Source organism: Pseudomonas sp. NBRC 100443, assembly GCF_030268185.1.
Classification (GTDB): Bacteria; Pseudomonadota; Gammaproteobacteria; order Pseudomonadales; family Pseudomonadaceae; genus Pseudomonas; species Pseudomonas citronellolis.
This window is the reverse complement of the sequence record NZ_BSQE01000001.1, coordinates 493,926-512,604: the sequence shown is the minus strand read 5'-3', so window position 1 is coordinate 512,604 and position 18,679 is coordinate 493,926. Positions and strand designations below refer to the sequence as shown.

The window sequence follows — 18,679 nt, the reverse complement described above, 5'->3', positions numbered from 1 at the left end:
CCATGCTGAAGATCTACCTCGCCGGCCCCGACGTGTTCCGCCCCGACGCCGCCGGGCACGGCGCGCAGCTCAAGGCGCTGTGCGCGGAATACGGGTTCGAGGGGCTGTTCCCGCTGGACGTCCAGGTGCCGGCGGAAATCACCGAGCCGCACCAGCAGGCGATCTGGATCTACCGCGCCAACCTGCGCCTGATCGCCGAGGCCGACTGCGTGCTGGCCAACCTGGCGTCGTTCCGCGGCAGCGAGCCGGACAGCGGCACCTGCTTCGAGGTCGGCTACGCCGCGGCCCTGGGCAAGCCGCTGTACGGCTACCTGCCGGACGCCGGCAGCTACGTCGAGCGCATGCGCCGCAAGTACCCGGAATGGCTCGGCCAGCAGCCCGGCCGCGACCGCGACGGCAACGTCCTGGAAGCCTTCGGCCTGCCGCTGAACCTGATGCTGGCGGTGCCCACCCAGATCGTCTCCGGCGGCCCGCGCGAGGCGCTGGAGCTGCTGCGCCAGGACCTGCAGCCGGCGGAATAGCGCGCGCTGCGCGCGATTCGCGGGCAGGGCCCGCTCCTACGCGACTGCGCCGAGGCGCTTTTTCGTAGGATGGCGTTGAGCGAAGCGATACCCATCACCGTGACCGCATGGGTTTCGCAAGCTCAACCCATCCTACGAAAAGCCGTGCATCCTGGAACCGTAGGAGCGGACTCCGTCCGCGATCGGCCGGGCCCGTGCGCGGCGATCGCGGATGAATCCGCGCCTACAAAAGCCGAGGTGGCTCAGACCTTCTTCACGAACTCCGACTTCAGCTTCATGGCGCCGATGCCGTCGATCTTGCAGTCGATGTCGTGGTCGCCGTCCACCAGGCGGATGTTCTTCACCTTGGTGCCGACCTTGACCACCAGGGACGAGCCCTTGACCTTCAGGTCCTTGATCACGCTGACGGTGTCGCCGTCCTGCAGCACGTTGCCGACGGCGTCCTTGATCACCTTGGCATCGCCCTCGCCTTCGACGGCGGCATCGGCCGACCATTCATGGGCGCATTCCGGGCAGACCAGCAGCGCGCCGTCCTCGTAGGTGTATTCGGAATTGCATTTGGGGCAGGGTGGCAGGCTCATGGTCTCTATCACTGACGGTGGGAAAAGACCGTGCATTATATAAGGATTTGCCCGCCTCAGGGGTGCAATTGCTGCAGGTAGGCCGCCAGCGCCTCGATATCCCCGGCCTGCAGCTGCGACGCCACCGCCAGCATGGTCGAGCCGGCGCGGCGCGGATCCTTGTCGCGGTAGGCCTCCAGCGTCCGCTGCAGGTAGGTCGCCGGCTGCCCGGCGATACGCGGCACGCCCTGCTGGCCGAGCCCCTGCGGGCCATGGCAGGCCACGCAGACCTGCCCGAACAGCGCCTCGCCCCTGGCGCGCAGCGCATCGTCCACCGCGCCCTGGCGCGGCAGCACCTGCTGCTGGCTGTAGTACACGGCGATGTTCACCCGCTCGTCGAGGCTCAGCATCCGGGCCGCCTGGTTCATCACGAAGTCGCTGCGCTGCCCGCTGGCGTAGCGCTCGAAGGCAGTGAACAGGTAGCCCGGGGCCTGCGCGGCCAGGTTCGGGATGTAGTCGCGCCGGCTGTTGCCGTCGTCGCCGTGGCAGTTGCGGCACAGCACGATGCGCTCGTGGCCGGCGGCATAGGCCTGCTCGCGCTTGGCGGGGTCGGCCATGATGGCGTCGAAGCGCGCCTGGGCGGCCTCGTCGCCCAGGGCGGTACAACTGACGGTCAACAGCAGAGCAATCGCGAAACGCATCGCCTCCTCCCCGGAACTCGGCCTGCGGCCTGCCGTTTATAGGCGTGCGCGCGGCGAAGAGCCTGGATGCAGGTCAATGAAGCGGCGAGCCGGCCGCGCCGGAAGGTGATGGCTTTCGCAAAGGCAAAAAAAGGGGGAGCATCGTGCTCCCCCGGGGACTGAACCTTGAGACCCGTCTGTCCGTCGGTCAGCCTTCAATCTCGATCAGCACCTCGCCCGGGTTGACGCGGTCACCCTTGGCTACGTGGATCGCCTTGACGGTGCCGGCGATGGGCGCCTGCACCTCGGTTTCCATCTTCATGGCTTCGGTGATCAGCACGGCCTGGCCGGCCTTCACGCTGTCGCCTTCCTTCACCAGCACGTCGACGATGTTGCCCGGCATGGTGGTGCTGACGTCGCCCGGCGCGCTGGCGTGCTTGCGCTTGTTGCCGCCGCCACCGATGAACTCGTTGAGCGGCTCGAACACCACTTCCTCGGGCATGCCGTCGATGGACAGGTAGAAGTGGCGCTTGCCGTCGGTCTTCACGCCGACGCCGGTGATGTCCACGCGGTAGCTCTCGCCGTGCACGTCGACCACGAACTCGGTCGGCACGCCTTCGCCGCCGGCCGCGGCCACGCCGGCGCCGCTGGGGATCGGCAGCAGCTCCTCGGGCTTCAGCGCGCCGGCCTCGCGTTCCTCGAGGAACTTGCGGCCGATGTCCGGGAACATGGCGTAGGTCAGCACGTCCTCTTCGGACTTGGCCAGCGCGCCGATCTCGCCGCGCAGCTTGTCCAGCTCGGGCTTGATCAGGTCGGCCGGGCGCACGTCGATGACTTCCTCGTTGCCGATGGCCTGGCGCCGCAGTTGCTCGTTGATCTGCCCCGGGGCCTTGCCGTAGCGGCCCTGCAGGTACAGCTTCACCTCGTTGGTGATGGTCTTGTAGCGCTCGCCGGCCAGCACGTTGAAGAACGCCTGGGTGCCGACGATCTGCGAGGTCGGGGTGACCAGGGGCGGGAAGCCCAGGTCCTCGCGCACCCGCGGGATCTCTTCGAGCACTTCGGCCATGCGGTTGAGGGCGCCCTGCTCCTTCAGTTGGTTGGCCAGGTTGGAGATCATGCCGCCGGGCACCTGGTTGACCTGCACGCGGGTGTCCACGCCGGTGAATTCGCTCTCGAACTGGTGGTACTTCTTGCGCACGGCGTGGAAGTACATGCCGACTTCCTGAATCAGCTCCAGGTCCAGGCCGGTGTCGTAGGGGGTGTTGCGCAGCGCCGCGACCATCGACTCGGTGCCCGGGTGGCTGGTGCCCCAGGCCATGCTGGAGATGGCGGTGTCGATGCGGTCGGCGCCGTTCTCCACGGCCTTGAGCTGGCACATGCTGGCCACGCCGGCGGTGTCGTGGGAGTGCACCACCACTTCCAGGGGCAGGGCTTCCTTCAGGGCCTTGACCAGGTCGCCGGTGGCGTAGGGGGTCAGCAGGCCGGCCATGTCCTTGATGGCGATGGAATCCACGCCCATGGCCGCCATGGCCTTGGCCTGGGCGACGAAGGCGTCGATGGTGTGCACCGGGCTGGTGGTGTAGCAGATGGTGCCCTGGGCGTGCTTGCCGGCGGCCTTCACCGCCTCGATGGAGACGCGCAGGTTACGCACGTCGTTCATCGCGTCGAAGATGCGGAACACGTCGATGCCGTTGACCGCGGCCTTGGCCACGAAGGCGCGCACCACGTCGTCGCTGTAGTGGCGGTAGCCCAGCAGGTTCTGCCCGCGCAGGAGCATCTGCAGGCGGGTGTTGGGCAGCGCGGCCTTGAGCTTGCGCAGGCGCTCCCACGGGTCTTCCTTGAGGAAGCGCACGCAGGCGTCGAAGGTGGCGCCGCCCCAGACTTCCAGCGACCAGTAGCCGACCTTGTCGAGCTTGTCGCAGATCGGCAGCATGTCCTCGGTGCGCATGCGGGTGGCCAGCAGCGACTGGTGCGCGTCGCGCAGGATGGTATCGGTAACGGAAATTTTCTTGCTCATGTTCTGAATCCTTCCCCTACAGGCCAGCGTGGGCGGCAATGGCGGTAGCGATGGCGATGGCCAGGTGCGACGGGTTGCGCTTGATCGAGTACTGGGTCAGCTCCGGATGGCTTTCGACGAAGCTGGTGTTGAACTGGGCGCTGCGGAACTCCGGGTTCTTGAGGATTTCCTGGTAGTAGGGCGCGGTGGTCTTCACGCCTTGCACGCGCATGTCGTCCAGGGCGCGCAGGCCGCGGTCCAGGGCCTCTTCCCAGGTCAGTGCCCAGACGATCAGCTTCAGGCACATGGAGTCGTAGTACGGCGGGATGGTGTAGCCGGTGTAGATCGCCGTGTCGGTGCGCACGCCGGGGCCGCCGGGCGCGTAGTAGCGGGTGATCTTGCCGAACGAGGGCAGGAAGTTGTTCTTCGGGTCCTCGGCGTTGATGCGGAACTGCAGGGCATAGCCGCGGTGCTGGATGTCTTCCTGCTTGACCGAGAGCGGCAGGCCGGAGGCCACGCGGATCTGCTCGCGGACGATGTCGATGCCGGTGATTTCCTCGGTGATGGTGTGCTCCACCTGCACCCGGGTGTTCATCTCCATGAAGTACACCTCGCCATCGGCGAGCAGGAACTCCACGGTGCCGGCGTTCTCGTAGCCCACGGCCTTGGCCGCGCGCACCGCCAGGTCGCCGATGTAGGCGCGCTGCTCGGGGGTCAGCTGCGGGCTGGGGGCGATCTCGATGAGCTTCTGGTTGCGGCGCTGGATCGAGCAGTCGCGCTCGAACAGGTGCACGGTGTTGCCGAAGGAGTCGGCGAGGATCTGCGCCTCGATGTGCTTCGGGTTGACGATGCACTTCTCGAGGAACACTTCCGCGCTGCCGAAGGCCTTGGTGGCCTCGGAGATGACGCGGGGGAAGTTCTGCTCCAGCTCCTCGCGGCTGTTGCAGCGGCGGATGCCGCGGCCGCCGCCGCCGGAGGTGGCCTTGAGCATCACCGGGTAGCCGATGCGCTCGGCCTCGGACAGCGCCTCGGCGAGGTCGGCGACGTTGCCCTCGGTGCCCGGGGTGCAGGGCACGTCGGCGGCGATCATGCTGCGCCGCGCCTCGGTCTTGTCGCCCATGCGGCGGATCACTTCCGCCGACGGGCCGATGAACTTGATGCCGCGCTCGGCGCAGATTTCCGCCAGCTCGGCGTTCTCGGAGAGGAAGCCGTAGCCCGGGTGCAGGGCGTCGCAGCCGGTTTCCACCGCCAGGTTCACCAGAGCGCGCGGGTTGAGGTAGCCGGCCAGCGGGTCGGCGCCGATGCTGTGCGCCTCGTCGGCGCGCTTCACGTGCAGGGCGTGGCGGTCGGCGTCGGAGTAGACGGCCACCGAACGGATGCCCATCTCGGCGCAGGCACGCACGATGCGGACAGCGATCTCCCCACGGTTGGCGATCAGGATTTTCTTGATCACTTGCGGTTTCCCTCGACCGGGGCTCGTGGACCCGGCACTTGAACCAATCGGCAATCCGCCGCGGAGCGATCCGCGGCGGTTCGGCGCAATGCCGGAGCAGGGTTCCGGCGTTTTTTTACCCTACGCGGGATCGAGGATTACCCAAAATCAATATTTATTGGGATAGCCATAATTTTTGACTTATAGTCGAGCGAACTGACCCGTGCGGGAGCCGGTGCGAATGCGTAAGTCCTTGATGCGAATGACACTTCGCCAACTGCAGGTGTTCCGTGCGGTGTGCGAGAGCCGTTCCTACAGCCGCGCCGCGGAGGAAATGGCGCTGACGCAGCCGGCGGTCAGCCTGCAGATCCGCCAGCTGGAGGAACTGGTCGGCCAGCCGCTGTTCGAGTACATCGGCAAGAAGCTCTACCAGACCGACGCCGCCGACGCCCTGCTGCGCGCCAGCACCGACATCTTCCAGCGCCTGGAAGTGCTGGACATGCAGCTCTCCGACCTCAAGGGCTCGCTGCAGGGCCAGCTGCGCCTGGCGGTGGAGTCCAGCGCCAAGTACATCACCCCGCACCTGTTCGCCGCCTTCCAGAAGCAGCACCCGGACGTCAGCCTGCACCTCACCGTGGTCAACCGCGCCCAGGTGATCAAGCGCCTGTCGGACAACCGCGACGACCTGGTGATCATGTCCCTGGTGCCGCAGGACATGGCCCTGGAATTCCTGCCCTTCCTGAACAACCCGATCGTCGCGGTGGCGCCGCCCGACCACCCGCTGTGCAGCGCCGCCAAGCTGTCGCTGAAGGACCTGGAATCCTGGCCGCTGCTGATTCGCGAGCCCGGTTCGGGCACGCGCAAGGCCTGCGAGGAACACTTCCAGCAGAAGCGCGCGCACTTCCCGCAGACACTGGAATTCGCCTCGCTGGAAGGCTCACGGGAAGGGGTATTGGCCGGCCTCGGCCTGGCCCTCCTGCCGCGCCACGCGGTGAGTCGCGAACTGCGCGCCGGGCTGCTGCGCGAACTGCCGGTGGAGGAACTGCCGCTCTACCGCAGCTGGTGCCTGGTGCACGCCCGCGGCAAGCGCCTGAGCCCGGTGGCCCAGGCGTTCGTCGCCTTCATCCGCGAGGAACGCGCGCTGATCAGCCAGCTGGCCGAGCGCTTTTCACCGACGCCCGCGCAGACTTGAGGTAGTTGGCGGCGATCAGGTCGGGATAGTCGGACATCTCGCGGTCGAGGCGTTGCGCTTCGAGGCGCTCCTCGATGGCCCGGCGGAACTGCATGCGGCGCTGGTCCTCGAGCTTGCGGCGGGTCTTGCTGTCCAGGTGCTGGGTGTTGTCGATATGGCGTTGCATCTCGCATCTCCCAAGGCCGAAGGGCTGGAGACGCCAGGATGCGGACAACGGATGACAATTTGAGGGCGCGGCGGTGAAGCGCCGGTGACGCCGACGAGTGGTCGGCGCCCTCCGGGCATCCCTCAGAACAACGCGTCCAGGCAGCGGTACCAGGCGATGGCCGCGCCCAGGTAGAGCCGCTGCAGGCCATGCAGCGGGATCGGCTTCAGCGGCGCCGGCGGCAGCGGGAAGCGCTCGCCGCGCCCGGCCAGGCGCAGCGCCATATGCCGGCCCAGCGTGGTGGCCATGGCCACGCCGCGGCCGTTGTAGCCCAGCAGCGTCGACAACCCCGGCGCCGGTTCGTGCAGGTGCGGCAGGAAATCTTGGGTCAGCGCCACCCGGCCACTCCAGCGGTACTCGATGGGCACCCCGGCCAGCTGTGGATAAAGCTGCGCCAGGGATCGCTGCAGATGGCTCCAGTCGCCGTCGCCGGAGGGTTCGCTGAACGGCCCTCGCCCCCCCAGCAACAGGCGGCCCTGGGCGTCACGCTTGAAGTAGAGCAGCAGGCGCCGGGCATCCGAACAGACCTCGCCGCCGGGCAGCACGCTCGCCGCAAGCTCCGGCGACAGCGGCCGGGTGGCGATGATGAAGCTGTTCGCCGCGATCAAGGTGCGGCGCAGGCCCGGCCACAGGCCATCGGTGTAGCCATTGGTCGCCAGCAGCACCTTTTCCGCGCGTACCCGCGCACCACAGGCCAACTCCAACTGCCAGCGTCCGGCCTGGCGCTGCAGGCTCAGCACCGGGCTGTGGCCATGTACCCGCGCCCCAGCGGCGAGAGCCGCGCGCACCAGGCCACGCACGAAGCTCAGCGGCTGCACGCTGCCGGCGCGCGGATCGACCCAGGCGCCGAGGTAATGTTCGTTGCCGATGCGCCGGGCCACCGCCTCACGGTCCAGCAGTTCCACGGGCACGCCGCGCCGGCGCCATTGCTCGGCGCGCTGCTCGATGCCACGCAGCGCCGCCGGTGATGCCGCCGGCTGGATCCAGCCCTTGCGGGTGGCATCGCAGTCGATGCCGTGGCGCTGGATCAGGTTGAACACCTCGTCGGCGGCGCTTCCCGCCACTTCGCACAGGTATTCCCCCTGCTCACCGAATTTCGCCAACAATTGCTCCGGGTCGAACTTCAGCCCCGGGATGACCTGGCCACCGTTGCGCCCCGAAGCGCCCCAGCCCGGCTCGCCGGCATCCAGCACGCAGGCGCGTATGCCCAGCTCCGCCAGGTGCAGGGCGGTGGACAGGCCGGTGAAGCCGGCCCCAACGATGGCGACATCCGTTTCCAGCTCGCCCTGCAGGGGCGGCGTCGCTTGCGCCGGCGTGGCGCTGGCTGCCCACAGGGACTGGGGCAGGTGGCGTGGCGCGACGCTCATGCCTGCACCCCCGACGGTTCCAGCAGGCGCCTGAGGAAGTCCCGGGTGCGCTGATGCTGCGGCGCCCCCAGCACCTGTTGCGGCGGCCCTTCCTCGACGATGCGGCCGCTGTGCAGGAAGCACACCTTGTCCGCCACTTCGCGGGCGAAGCCCATCTCGTGGGTGACCACGATCATGGTCATGCCCTCGTCGGCCAGGCGGCGCATCACGCCCAGTACCTCGCCGACCAGTTCGGGGTCGAGCGCCGAGGTCGGCTCGTCGAAGAGAATCGCCTTGGGCTGCATGGCCAGCGCGCGGGCGATGGCCACGCGTTGCTGCTGGCCGCCGGAGAGTTCGTCGGGGTAGGCCTCGACACGGTGCACCAGGCCGACCTTGTCGAGCAGCGCCAGGGCCCGCTCGCGTACTTCGCGAACCGGCTCCTTCTTCACGTAGACCGGGCCTTCCATCACGTTCTCCAGCACGTTGCGGTGGGGGAACAGATTGAAACGCTGGAACACCATGGCCACCTGGGTGCGGATGGCATGGATGCTGCCGGCGTGCCGGTCGACCTTGGCGTCGGACACCAGCACCTCGCCGCCCTGGTAGTCCTCCAGGCCGTTGATGCAGCGCAGCAGCGTGGACTTGCCGGAACCGGACGGGCCGATCAGGCACACCACCTCGCCGCTGTCGACACTCAGGTCGATGCCTTCGAGCACCGCCACGTCGCCGTAGCTCTTGTGCAGGTCGCGGATGCGGATCATCGCTTGCTCCTCCGGCCGATACGCGCCTCGAGGCGGCGCAGGGCGAACGACAGCGGCAGGCTCATGGCCAGGTAGAGCAGCGCCACCAGGGTGTAGACGGTCATGTTCTCGAAGGTCGAGGAGGCGATCAGCTGGCCGGCGCGAGTCATCTCCGCGACCGTGATGGTGGAGACCAGCGAGGAGTCCTTGAGCATCATCACCAGGGTGTTGCCGTAGGGCGGCAGGGCGATGCGGAAGGCCTGCGGCAGCACCACCCGGCGCATCACCATGGCGCCGCGCATGCCGAGGGACTCGGCGGCCTCGATCTGCCCCTGGTGGATGGCCTGGATGCCGGCGCGGAAGTTCTCCGCCTGGTAGGCCGAGTAGGCGATGCCCAGGCCGATCACCCCGGCCTGGAAGGCGCTGAGCTGGACGCCGAAATCCGGCAGGACGAAATAGATGTAGAACAGTTGGACGATGATCGGCAGGCCGCGGATGACGTTGACGACGGTGGTTCCGGCCAGCGCCAGGGCGCGGTAGCGGGAAACCATCATCAACGCAAGGGCCAGGCCAATCAGCGAACTGAGCAGGAAGGACGCCGCCGTGACCTGCAGGGTGATCACCGCCCCCTTGAGCAGGATGGGCAGGAAATCCATGGCGTTCTGAAGAAACATGGCGATTACCTGGTAGAGCGCGAAGGCGCCGCCCACGGGCGCGGGCGGCGACGGATCAGTCGAGGTTCCACTTGGCGCGGATGCGCTGCAGGGTGCCGTCGGCGCGGATGCTGGCGATGCCCTGGTTGACGCGCTGCAGCAGCGCCGGGTCGTCCTTGCGCAGCACCAGGCTGACGTCGCCGTGGATCACCGGCTGGTAGTCGCGGACCAGGCGCACCTTGGACTGGCCGCCCTTGGCCAGTTGGTAGGCCAGCACCGGCTGGTCGGCGAAGGCCGCCTTGATGCGGCCCAGGGCCAGGTCGCGGAGCAGGTCATTGATGGAGTCGTAGCCGCGCACTTCCTTGAAGATGCCGCGCTTGTTCAGCTCGTCGAGGAACACGGTGCCAACCTGGGCGCCGACCACCTCGCCCTTGAAGTCGTCCATGCGGGTATAGGCGCCGCTGTCGTCGGCGCGCACCACCAGGCCCTCGCCATAGGAGAACACCGGGTCGGAGAACTGCACGACCTTTTCCCGCGGCGGCGTCTTGAGCATGGCCGCGGAGATCAGGTCGATCTTCCCGGAGGTCAGCGAGGGGATCAGCGCGGCGAAGTTGGTCTGCTGGATCTGCGTGTCGAAGCCGGCGGCCTTGCCCACCGCTTCCACGGTGTCGACCATCATCCCCTGGATGCTCTGGCTCTGGATGTCGAGGAAGGTGAAGGGGACGCCGGTGGAGGTGGCGCCGACCTTGAGAGTCTCGGCCGCGGCGGGGCCGGCGAACAGCGCCGAGGCGGCGCAGGCGAGAACGAAGGCACGGATGCTCTGATGCATGGTGGGTCTCCCAGTGGACGCTCATTGTTGTGGTTGTGCGTGTGGGTACCTCTGGATCGGCAGGAGGCGATTCGGACGATATATTCAATTTACAAAAATCGCAAAGAGATTTATAAGTATCGAATATCGATACTGAGAAGACAAAAATGCCTGAAGGGAGCCTGCTGTTCAATCAGTCGCTGGAGAAGGGCCTGGCGGTGCTGCGCGCCTTCGATGCGCGCCGGCGCACCATGAGCCTGGCGGAAGTGGCCGAGGCAGCGGGGATCAACAAGAGTTCGGCGCAGCGCATGGTGCACACCCTCGAAGCGCTGGGCTACCTGCGCAAGCATGAGCAGACGCGGCGTTTCCAGCTGACGCCGAAGGTCATGGAGATCGGCTACAACTACCTGGCCGCGGACACCCTGGTGGACGTGGCCAACCCCTTCCTGGCCGAGCTGTCGCAGATCACCGGGGAAACCACCAACCTCACCGAGCCCGACGGCCTGGACATGGTCTACGTGGCGCGCTTCGTGGCGCCCAAGTTCATCCCCATCCACATGCCCATCGGCAGCCGCATCCCGATGTACTGCACCGGTTGCGGCCGCGCCTACCTCAGCGGCCTGGACGACGAGGAGGCCGCGGAAATGCTACGACGCAGCGAGCCGCAGCGCCTGACGCAGAACACCCTGACCGACGTCGAGGCGATCCTCGAGACCGTGCGCACGGCGCGCAGCAAGGGCTATGCGGTGAATGCGGAAGAGATGTTCCTGGGTGACATGAGCATCGCCGCGCCCATCCTCGACAGCCGCGGCCAGCCGGTGGCCGCCGTCCACGTGGTGGCGCCGACCAGCCGCTGGAGCCGGGAAGATGCCGAGCGCAAGCTGGCGCCGGCGGTGATCGAGTGCGCGCGGGCGATCCGCACTTCGATCCGCGCGCTCTGAGGCAGGTGCCTCAGGACGTCTCTTCCGGGCGCGGCTCCTCGTGGCTCTTCACCACCTTGGGCGACAGGCGCAGGCTGCGCAGGCTGCGCTTGACGCTCTTGAGGTGGTTGACCAGGTCCGGGCCGCGGGCCATGGCCACGCCCATGGCCAGCACGTCGATCACCACCAGGTGGGCGATGCGCGAGGTCAGCGGGGTGTAGATGTCGGTGTCTTCGTGGACGTCCACCGCCAGGTTCACCGTGGCCAGGTCGGCCAGCGGGGTCTGGCTGGGGCACAGGGTGATGAGGGTGGCGCCGGCCTCGCGGACCAGGTTGGCGGTCACCAGCAGGTCCTTGGAGCGGCCGGACTGCGAGATGCAGATGGCCACGTCGCTGGGCTTGAGGGTCACCGCCGACATCGCCTGCATGTGCGGGTCGGAATAGGCCGCGGCCGAGAGCAGCAGGCGGAAGAACTTGTGCTGGGCATCCGCGGCCACCGCGCCGGAGGCGCCGAAGCCGTAGAACTCCACGCGCTGGGCGTGGGCGATGGCGGCGATGGCGCGCTCCAGGGCGTGGGTGTCGAGCTTCTCGCGCACTTCCATCAGCGAGTGCAGGGTGGTGTCGAAGATCTTCAGGCTGAAGTCGGTGACCGAGTCGCTTTCGCTGATCGCGAACTGGCCGAAGCTGGCGCCGGCGGCCAGGCTCTGCGCCAGCTTCAGCTTGAGGTCCTGGAAGCCGGTGCAGCCGATGGCGCGGCAGAAGCGCACGATGGTCGGCTCGCTGACGCCCACCCCGTGGGCGAGGTCGGCCATGGAGCTGTGCATGACCGAGGCGGGGTCCTGCATCACGTGATCGGCGACCTTGAGTTCCGACTTGCGAAGCAGATGACGCGACTGGGCAATGTGCTGCAACAGGTTCACTGGGCTGGACTCGGCTATGATCGGCGGAAGGGATGTAGTCTGCTTGTAGTTATACTACAAGTCAGGTGGTCACGCCCAGGCAATAAGTGGTGGAGCAGTACCTGATGATGTCCGAAACTTCCGCATTTCCCCTTTCCTGCGACATTCTGGTGTTCGGTGGCACCGGCGACCTGGCGCTGCACAAGCTGCTGCCGGCGCTCTACCACCTGCACCGCGAGGAGCGCCTGCCGGCCGACACCCGCATCCTCGCCCTGGCCCGCAGCCAGCGCTCGCAGGAGGCCTACCTGGCGCTGGCCGAGCGGCACTGCCGGGCGCAGGTCGCGCGGGCCGACTTCAGCGTCGCCGACTGGCAGAGCTTCGCCACGCGCCTGGACTACCTGGCCATGGACGCCTCGCAGAGCGCCGACTTCAGCCGCCTGCGCCAGCGCCTGAAGTTCGGCCACGAGCGCGTGCTGGTGCACTACCTGGCCACCGCCCCGGACCTCTTCGCGCCCATCGCGCAGAACCTCAAGGTCGCGGGCCTCGCCGGGCCGAACACGCGCATCGTGCTGGAGAAGCCGCTGGGCCATTCGCTGGAGTCGGCGCGGGCGATCAACCAGGCCATCGGCCAGGTGTTCGACGAGTCGCGGGTGTTCCGCATCGACCACTACCTGGGCAAGGAGACGGTGCAGAACCTGCTGGCCCTGCGCTTCGCCAACACCCTGTTCGAGCCGCTGTGGCGCAGCGCCTACGTCGACCACGTGCAGATCAGCGTCAACGAGACCCTCGGCGTGGAGAACCGCGGCGCCTACTACGACCACGCCGGGGCCATGCGCGACATGGTGCAGAACCACCTGCTGCAGCTGCTGTGCCTGGTGGCCATGGAGGTGCCGGTGCACTTCGACGCCGAGTCGGTGCGCGACGAGAAGCTGAAGATACTCCAGGCCCTGCGCCCGATCGGCGGCCTCGACGTGCAGGACCGCACCGTGCGCGGCCAGTACGGCGCCGGGCGGATCGGCGGCCAGGAGGTGCCGGCCTACTGGTTCGAGAAGAACGTGGACAACGACAGCGACACCGAGACCTTCGTCGCCCTGCGCGCCGAGATCGACAACTGGCGCTGGGCCGGCGTGCCCTTCTACCTGCGCACCGGCAAGCGCATGGCGAAGAAGTGCTCGGAGATCGTCATCCAGTTCAAGCCGGTGCCCCATGCGCTGATAGGCGACGGCAGCGGCCCGGCCAACCGCCTGTGGATAAGGTTGCAGCCGGAGGAGCGCATCAGCCTGCAGCTGATGACCAAGACCCCCGGCAAGGGCATGCGCCTGGAACCGGCCGAGCTGGACCTGAACCTGGCGCAGACGGCCAGCCCCGGCAAGCGCCGCTGGGACGCCTACGAGCGCCTGCTGCTGGACGTGATCCAGGGCGACTCGACGCTGTTCATGCGCCGCGACGAGGTGGAGGCCGCCTGGCGCTGGATCGACCCGATCATCGCCGGCTGGCAGGAGCACTACCAGCGTCCGCGCCCCTACCCCGCCGGCAGCAACGGGCCGGAGCAGGCGCAGATGTTGCTGGAGCTGCAGGGGCGGCGGTGGTTGGAGTGAGGTTGAGCTTTTTGTGTAGGAGCGAGCTTGCTCGCGAACGGGGCTTCGCCGGCAGTCTCGGCGCTTGACCTGGAGAGCGCCCTCTCCCTAACCCTCTCCCTGAAGGGAGAGGGGACCGTTGGGCAGAACTGGATGTTCTGGAATCAGCCGGCAGCACCGAAGGTTTCCAACTGAAATCACTCCTCCTCTCGGCACGGACTAGCCCCCTCTCCCTTCAGGGAGAGGGCTGGGGAGAGGGAGCGGAGTCAAACCGAAACACCGGGGCCACCTGGAAACCTCATTCGCGAGCAAGCTCGCTCCTACAAAAAGCCCACCAGCAACATTGACCCCGCTCAGGGCACCAAACCCCCGCCCCCGCTAGAGTGCGGCGTTTTATCCACAACCGTCCCCACGCCATGCTCCAAGCCCCCGAACTGCTCTCCCCCGCCGGCTCGCTGAAAGCCATGCGCCACGCCTTCGCCTATGGCGCCGATGCCGTCTATGCCGGGCAACCGCGCTACAGCCTGCGGGTGCGCAACAACGAATTCGACCTGGCCAACCTGGCCGTCGGCATCGCCGAGGCCCATGCCCTGGGCAAGCGTTTCTACCTGGTGGTGAACATCGCCCCGCACAACGCCAAGCTGAAAACCTTCCTGGCCGACCTGGAGCCGGTGCTGGCCCTGGGGCCGGATGCGCTGATCATGTCCGACCCGGGGATGATCATGCTGGTGCGCCAGCATTTCCCCGCGGCGAACATCCACCTCTCGGTGCAGGCCAACGCGGTGAACTGGGCCAGCGTGGCCTTCTGGCGCGACCAGGGGCTGAGCCGGGTGATCCTCTCCCGCGAGCTGTCGCTGGAGGAGATCGGCGAAATCCGCGAGAAGGTCCCGGACATGGAGCTGGAGGTGTTCGTCCACGGCGCCCTGTGCATGGCCTACTCCGGGCGCTGCCTGCTGTCGGGCTACATCAACCGCCGCGACCCCAACCAGGGCACCTGCACCAACGCCTGCCGCTGGCAATACCAGGCGCACCCGGCGCGGGAGGACGAACTGGGCCAACTGGTGCGCGAAGCCACTCTCGGCGAAGGCGCGCCCACCGACGCGGTGTTCCTGCTGGAAGAAGGCAACCGCCCCGGCGAGTTGATGGAAGCCCACGAGGACGAGCACGGCACCTACATCATGAACTCCAAGGACCTGCGCGCCATCCAGCACGTGCAGCGCCTGGCCGAGATGGGCGTGCACTCGCTGAAGATCGAGGGCCGCACCAAGTCGCACTACTACGTGGCGCGCACCGCCCAGGCCTACCGCAAGGCCATCGACGACGCCGTGGCCGGCCGGCCCTTCGACCGTGGCCTGATGGACGAGCTGGAGTCCCTGGCCCACCGTGGCTACACCGAGGGTTTCCTGCGCCGCCATGTGCATGACGAGTATCAGAACTACCAGTACGGCAGCTCGCGGGCGGAGCGCCAGCAGTTTGTCGGGGAGTTCACTGGCGCCCGCCGTGGCGACCTCGCCGAGGTAAGGGTGAAGAACCGCTTCGCGGTGGGCGACAGCCTCGAACTCATGACGCCGGGTGGGAACCATACGCTGCGGCTGGAACGTCTGGAGAATGCTCGTGGTGAAGCCATCGAGGTCGCGCCGGGCGATGGGCACGTCGTGTATCTGCCGGTGCCGGAGGAGGTGGGGCTGGATCATGGGTTGCTGATGCGGGATCTGGTGGAGCGGCCGGCTAAGGCGGGGTGTGGGGGGAGTTGTGGTTGCGGAGGCTCTTCGTAGGAACGAGGGGGACGCCTAGTTCTTGCTCGCGAACGGGGCTTCGGCGGCAATCTCGGCGCTTGAGCAGAAGAGCGCCCTCTCCCTAACCCTCTCCCTGAAGGGAGAGGGGACTGTTCGGCGTGCTTGGGTATTCCTGAGTCAGCCGGCAACACCGAAGGTTTCCGACTGAAACCATCACTTCTCTCGGCACGGACTAGCCCCCTCTCCCTTCAGGGAGAGGGCTGGGGAGAGGGAAAAGAGTCAACCCGAAACACTGCAGCCACCGACAAACTCCGTTCGCGAGCAAGCTCGCTCCTACAACCAACCCCCACCAACTCACGGATTCTGCAAAAACACCACATACCCCCTGAACCACGGACTGCGCTCCAGATACTCCGGCGCCTGCCACTGCCCATACTGCGCCAGGCCGATGCGGAACGGCAGCTGCAGGCGCGCCACCCTGGGCAGGTAGCGCTGGTAGTCGGGAATCGTCCGGCGCCCCTGGTAGGTCTGCACCACCACCTCGTCCACCACGTCCTTGAGTTCATTGATGGTCGCCGGCTCCGCGTTGCTGCTCCAGTCCAGCAGGCCGGTGATGCTCAGGCGGTATTCGATGGGCAGGCGCCGGCGGAAGTCGCGCAGGAAGGCCACGTATTCGTGGAGGTAGCGGGTGCGGGCGTCGAAGTCGATCTGCACGCCCAGCAGCGGGTTGCCGGCGCGCTGCCAGCGGCGCAGCTGGGCCAGCAGGGTGGCGTAGCTGTCCTCGCTCCAGCGCAGGCTGTGGGCGCGGTAGACCAGCCACACCTGGCCCGTGCGCAGGCGCGGCATGGCGATGCCCTGGGCGTGCAAGCGCGCCGGCTGTTCGGGGGCGCCGCGCGGGGCGCTGACCTGGCCTTGCAGCACGTACAGCGTGCGCGCCTGGCGCAGCACCGGCTGGGCCTGCACGCCGCCCCACAGCCAGAAGGCGTCGTAGTCGGCGGCGTCCACCACTCCGGCGCGGGCCGTGGCGCCCCACAGCAGCAGACCCAGCGCCAGGCTCTTCGCGGCCAGGCCCATGGCGGCGCTACCAGTAGTACTTCAGCGATTTCGCCCAGGGCGTATCGGCGTACTGCGTCTTCAGCGTGCGGAACCAACGCTTGCGCTGCGCCGGGGCGATGTCCTGCTTGCCGCAGCCGTTGTAGCCGCTGGGCGCGTAGCAGTTGATGGCGCGGTACAGCGCGTAGGCCTTGTCGTCGCTGCCGGCCTGGTCGTCGGCGATCACCTTCAGGTAGCCGTCCAGGCGCGAGTAGGGCTCGCCTTCGAACAGCGACGGGCTGCCGCCCAGTTCGCGCACGCCGGGCTGGTTGTCCAGCGGGAAGCTGTCGAGGTTGTTGCGCAGGATGAACTCGCCGAAGCAGTTCAGCGCCTGCGGCGGCTGCGGCTCCTGCTGCAGGGCCAGGGCGAGATCGCGGATGGCCGGGCAGTCGTAGCCGGAGCTGCCCTTGCCGCCCGGCCACTGGAACAGGCTCAGCGGCTGCCCGCCGCCATAGACGAAGCCAAGGCTGGCGCTCAGCGGCTTGGTCGAGGGCTCGGCCGGCAGCAGCGCGAGGTCGTTGACGAAGTTGCCGTAGCGGCCGTGCAGCAGGTCCTTGTACAGCAGGGTGAAGAGCGCGGTATCGCGCTCCTCGGCCGGCGCCGTCTCGGACTTCACCTGCTGGCGCAGCAGCTCGGGGCCGGCGATGTGGCGCAGCAGCAGCTCGCGGATGGCCGGGGTGCGCACCGGCGAGTTCTCCGCATAGACCTTCACCAGGCGGTCGCTGCGCTCGTAGTTGAAGGCCAGCGCCAGTTCCAGCTGCTCGCGCTGCAGCGGCTGGCGGGCCAGGGGCAGCAGCTGCAGCCAGAGCTTCTCCGCGCCCAGCCAGTCGTTGCCGGCCTCCAGGGCGAAGCCGCGCAGGGTCTGTTGGCTGAAGGCGAGGTAGTCGAGCTTCTGCGGCAGGGCCTTCGGCAGCTGTTCGGCCGCCTTGGCCGGCTGTTCCTCGACGTACAGTTGCCAGGCGGCCAGCAGGTAGTCGTGCAGCCCCGGCAGCTCGGCGAACAGCGGCTTCTGCGCCTGCAGCCCGGGCAGGTCGAGGGCGCGGCCCTCGCCGGCCTCGTGGTGGCGCATCTGCATCAGGTCGAGCACCGCCAGCAGGCGCGGGTCCTTGACCTCGGCCGGGTGCGCGCTGACCAGCAGCTTGTTGTCCACCTCGGCGATCAGCTGGGCCTGGTCGGCGTTGCCCTGGGCCGCTTCCGGCTGGGCGAACAGCCAGGCGTACTCCGCGGCCAGGCGCCCGGGGTCGTTCATCAGCCAGTACACGCGGCGCATCAGGCCCTTGGCCGAGGTGGCGTAGCGGCCCTGTGGATAAGCCTGCAGGTAGGCCTTGAAGTCGCTTTCGGCGACCTTCAGCGCAGCCTGGTCGACCTTGCGCAGGTCGGGGTAGCCCATGTCGTCGAAGGCGTTCTGCTGCGCCTGGTTGAGCTGGCTGCGGCCGAGCATGTAGCGCGCCGTCTCGCGCAGCCACGGCAGCCGGCTGTCGTGCAGGGCCTGGAAGCTCTTGCGCGCGGCCGGAAAGTGGCCGCTGTAGAAGGCGGCGACGCCTTGCAGGTAGCCGGCGAAGTCGCGCCCGGCGGGGGAATCCACATCCTTGGGCAGCAGACCGGCGAGCTGCGCGTCGTCCCATTGGCAGCCCTGCAACAGGGCCAGGCGCGCCCGCGCCAGGCCCTGCCGCTCGGCGGGCGGCAGGTCGGCGGCCAGCAGCTGGGCGAGGAAGTCCTGGGCGGTGGCCGGGTTGTTGCTGCGGCAGCGGCTGCCCTCGCCGCTGGCGAAGCGCTCGCCCTCGGCCGGCACCGCGTCCGCCGGCAGGCCGATGCGCACCGCCAGCTCCGCCAGGGGCGCCGCCGGCTTGGCCGCGGCGGCCGCTGCGGGCTCCACGGTCATGGGTTCGTCGAACAGCCGCGTCAGCGGGAAGGGCACCAGGCCGTAGCCCAGCTGCTGCTCGTCATCGGACAGCGCCTTGACCGGCAGGCTGGCGCGGCCGGCATCGGCCAGCAGCAGCTGCAGGTTGACCCGGCTGTCGTTGCCGGGGCTGAGGAACGGCAGGCTGTTGCACACGTCCAGGGTGTCGCGCTTGAGGTTCCAGCTCGGGTAGCAGGAATCGTCGCTGCTGGCGTAGGCCTGCTGCGCGGCAAGCACGCCGAAGGTGAGGGCCAGGAGGGGGAGTCCACGCGGGCGCATGCAAGGTCCTTGTCCGTTGGGGCCCGCGCCTTGGCGCGGGGAATTCGCTCTTTGGGCTGGAATCTTACCTCGGCGCACAGGCACTTGCCGCATTCACACAGGCGCCGTAGGAAAAACCAGACGGCGCGCTGCGGCAGATTGTCC

17 protein-coding genes are annotated in these 18,679 nt (G+C 67.9%); 5 read left to right on the top strand and 12 right to left on the bottom strand.

Features of this window, described 5'->3' with window-relative positions; translation table 11 throughout:
* Positions 1 to 2: 2 nt before the first annotated feature.
* Positions 3 to 521 (top strand): nucleoside 2-deoxyribosyltransferase, encoded by a 519-nt coding sequence (locus QSJ95_RS02255; RefSeq protein ID WP_074978190.1) that lies wholly within the window; start codon positions 3 to 5, stop codon positions 519 to 521.
* Between the two features lie 242 nt (positions 522 to 763).
* On the opposite strand, the gene QSJ95_RS02250 is transcribed toward QSJ95_RS02255, so the two are convergent.
* The 4 genes from QSJ95_RS02250 to QSJ95_RS02235 all read right to left on the bottom strand — a co-directional run bounded on the left by QSJ95_RS02250 (position 764) and on the right by QSJ95_RS02235 (position 5,210).
* Complete coding sequence (locus QSJ95_RS02250; RefSeq protein ID WP_009614934.1) at positions 764 to 1,102, bottom strand: zinc ribbon domain-containing protein YjdM; 339 nt, start codon at positions 1,100 to 1,102, stop codon at positions 764 to 766.
* Between the two features lie 56 nt (positions 1,103 to 1,158).
* On the bottom strand, positions 1,159 to 1,782 hold the full coding sequence (locus tag QSJ95_RS02245; RefSeq protein ID WP_009614932.1) for a c-type cytochrome: 624 nt from the start codon (positions 1,780 to 1,782) through the stop codon (positions 1,159 to 1,161).
* Between the two features lie 187 nt (positions 1,783 to 1,969).
* Positions 1,970 to 3,778, bottom strand: a complete 1,809-nt coding sequence (gene oadA / locus QSJ95_RS02240; RefSeq protein ID WP_285639627.1) for a sodium-extruding oxaloacetate decarboxylase subunit alpha — start codon at positions 3,776 to 3,778, stop codon at positions 1,970 to 1,972.
* A 16-nt stretch (positions 3,779 to 3,794) separates the two neighbouring features.
* Complete coding sequence (locus QSJ95_RS02235) at positions 3,795 to 5,210, bottom strand: acetyl-CoA carboxylase biotin carboxylase subunit (RefSeq protein ID WP_009614928.1); 1,416 nt, start codon at positions 5,208 to 5,210, stop codon at positions 3,795 to 3,797.
* A gap of 235 nt (positions 5,211 to 5,445) precedes the next feature.
* On the opposite strand from QSJ95_RS02235, the gene QSJ95_RS02230 reads away from it, so the two are divergent.
* On the top strand, positions 5,446 to 6,381 hold the full coding sequence (locus QSJ95_RS02230) for a LysR family transcriptional regulator (RefSeq protein WP_276215567.1): 936 nt from the start codon (positions 5,446 to 5,448) through the stop codon (positions 6,379 to 6,381).
* Here the strand turns inward: QSJ95_RS02230 and QSJ95_RS02225 are convergent.
* The 5 genes from QSJ95_RS02225 to QSJ95_RS02205 all read right to left on the bottom strand — a co-directional run bounded on the left by QSJ95_RS02225 (position 6,335) and on the right by QSJ95_RS02205 (position 10,154).
* Positions 6,335 to 6,547, bottom strand: coding sequence for a PA3496 family putative envelope integrity protein (locus QSJ95_RS02225; RefSeq protein ID WP_285639625.1), 213 nt, complete (start codon positions 6,545 to 6,547; stop codon positions 6,335 to 6,337). The genes QSJ95_RS02230 and QSJ95_RS02225 overlap by 47 nt on opposite strands.
* Positions 6,548 to 6,669: 122 nt before the next feature.
* Positions 6,670 to 7,953: an NAD(P)/FAD-dependent oxidoreductase gene (locus QSJ95_RS02220; protein WP_285639624.1), complete on the bottom strand. Its 1,284-nt coding sequence runs from the start codon at positions 7,951 to 7,953 to the stop codon at positions 6,670 to 6,672.
* A complete protein-coding gene (locus QSJ95_RS02215) occupies positions 7,950 to 8,693 on the bottom strand; it encodes an amino acid ABC transporter ATP-binding protein (RefSeq protein ID WP_285639622.1) in 744 nt (247 codons plus the stop codon). The genes QSJ95_RS02220 and QSJ95_RS02215 overlap by 4 nt, the downstream gene beginning before the upstream one ends.
* Positions 8,690 to 9,346, bottom strand: a complete 657-nt coding sequence (locus tag QSJ95_RS02210) for an amino acid ABC transporter permease (protein ID WP_074978297.1) — start codon at positions 9,344 to 9,346, stop codon at positions 8,690 to 8,692. Before QSJ95_RS02210 ends, QSJ95_RS02215 begins: the two co-directional genes overlap by 4 nt.
* 55 nt (positions 9,347 to 9,401) lie before the next feature.
* Positions 9,402 to 10,154, bottom strand: coding sequence for an ABC transporter substrate-binding protein (locus QSJ95_RS02205; RefSeq protein ID WP_285639613.1), 753 nt, complete (start codon positions 10,152 to 10,154; stop codon positions 9,402 to 9,404).
* A gap of 146 nt (positions 10,155 to 10,300) precedes the next feature.
* Here QSJ95_RS02205 and QSJ95_RS02200 point away from each other — a divergent pair, with 146 nt between their 5' ends.
* Positions 10,301 to 11,074 carry an IclR family transcriptional regulator gene (locus QSJ95_RS02200; protein ID WP_285639612.1) on the top strand — a complete coding sequence of 258 codons (774 nt, stop codon included), beginning with the start codon at positions 10,301 to 10,303 and terminating at the stop codon, positions 11,072 to 11,074.
* A 10-nt stretch (positions 11,075 to 11,084) separates the two neighbouring features.
* Here QSJ95_RS02200 and hexR read toward each other — a convergent pair whose 3' ends face one another.
* Positions 11,085 to 11,972 (bottom strand): transcriptional regulator HexR, encoded by an 888-nt coding sequence (hexR, locus tag QSJ95_RS02195; RefSeq protein ID WP_009614923.1) that lies wholly within the window; start codon positions 11,970 to 11,972, stop codon positions 11,085 to 11,087.
* 107 nt (positions 11,973 to 12,079) lie between these two features.
* On the opposite strand from hexR, the gene zwf reads away from it, so the two are divergent.
* Both zwf and trhP read left to right on the top strand, forming a co-directional pair.
* On the top strand, positions 12,080 to 13,549 hold the full coding sequence (zwf, locus tag QSJ95_RS02190; protein ID WP_167361039.1) for a glucose-6-phosphate dehydrogenase: 1,470 nt from the start codon (positions 12,080 to 12,082) through the stop codon (positions 13,547 to 13,549).
* A gap of 395 nt (positions 13,550 to 13,944) precedes the next feature.
* Positions 13,945 to 15,303 carry a prephenate-dependent tRNA uridine(34) hydroxylase TrhP gene (trhP, locus tag QSJ95_RS02185; protein ID WP_285639610.1) on the top strand — a complete coding sequence of 453 codons (1,359 nt, stop codon included), beginning with the start codon at positions 13,945 to 13,947 and terminating at the stop codon, positions 15,301 to 15,303.
* Positions 15,304 to 15,618: 315 nt separating this feature from the next.
* Here the strand turns inward: trhP and QSJ95_RS02180 are convergent, their stop codons facing one another.
* Together QSJ95_RS02180 and QSJ95_RS02175 are read right to left on the bottom strand one after the other, a co-directional pair.
* Positions 15,619 to 16,338, bottom strand: a complete 720-nt coding sequence (locus QSJ95_RS02180; protein ID WP_058487799.1) for a DUF3142 domain-containing protein — start codon at positions 16,336 to 16,338, stop codon at positions 15,619 to 15,621.
* A gap of 7 nt (positions 16,339 to 16,345) precedes the next feature.
* Entirely contained in the window at positions 16,346 to 18,535 is a 2,190-nt protein-coding gene (locus QSJ95_RS02175) for a PA5441 family protein (protein WP_269961854.1), read from the bottom strand.
* Positions 18,536 to 18,679 lie beyond the last annotated feature (144 nt).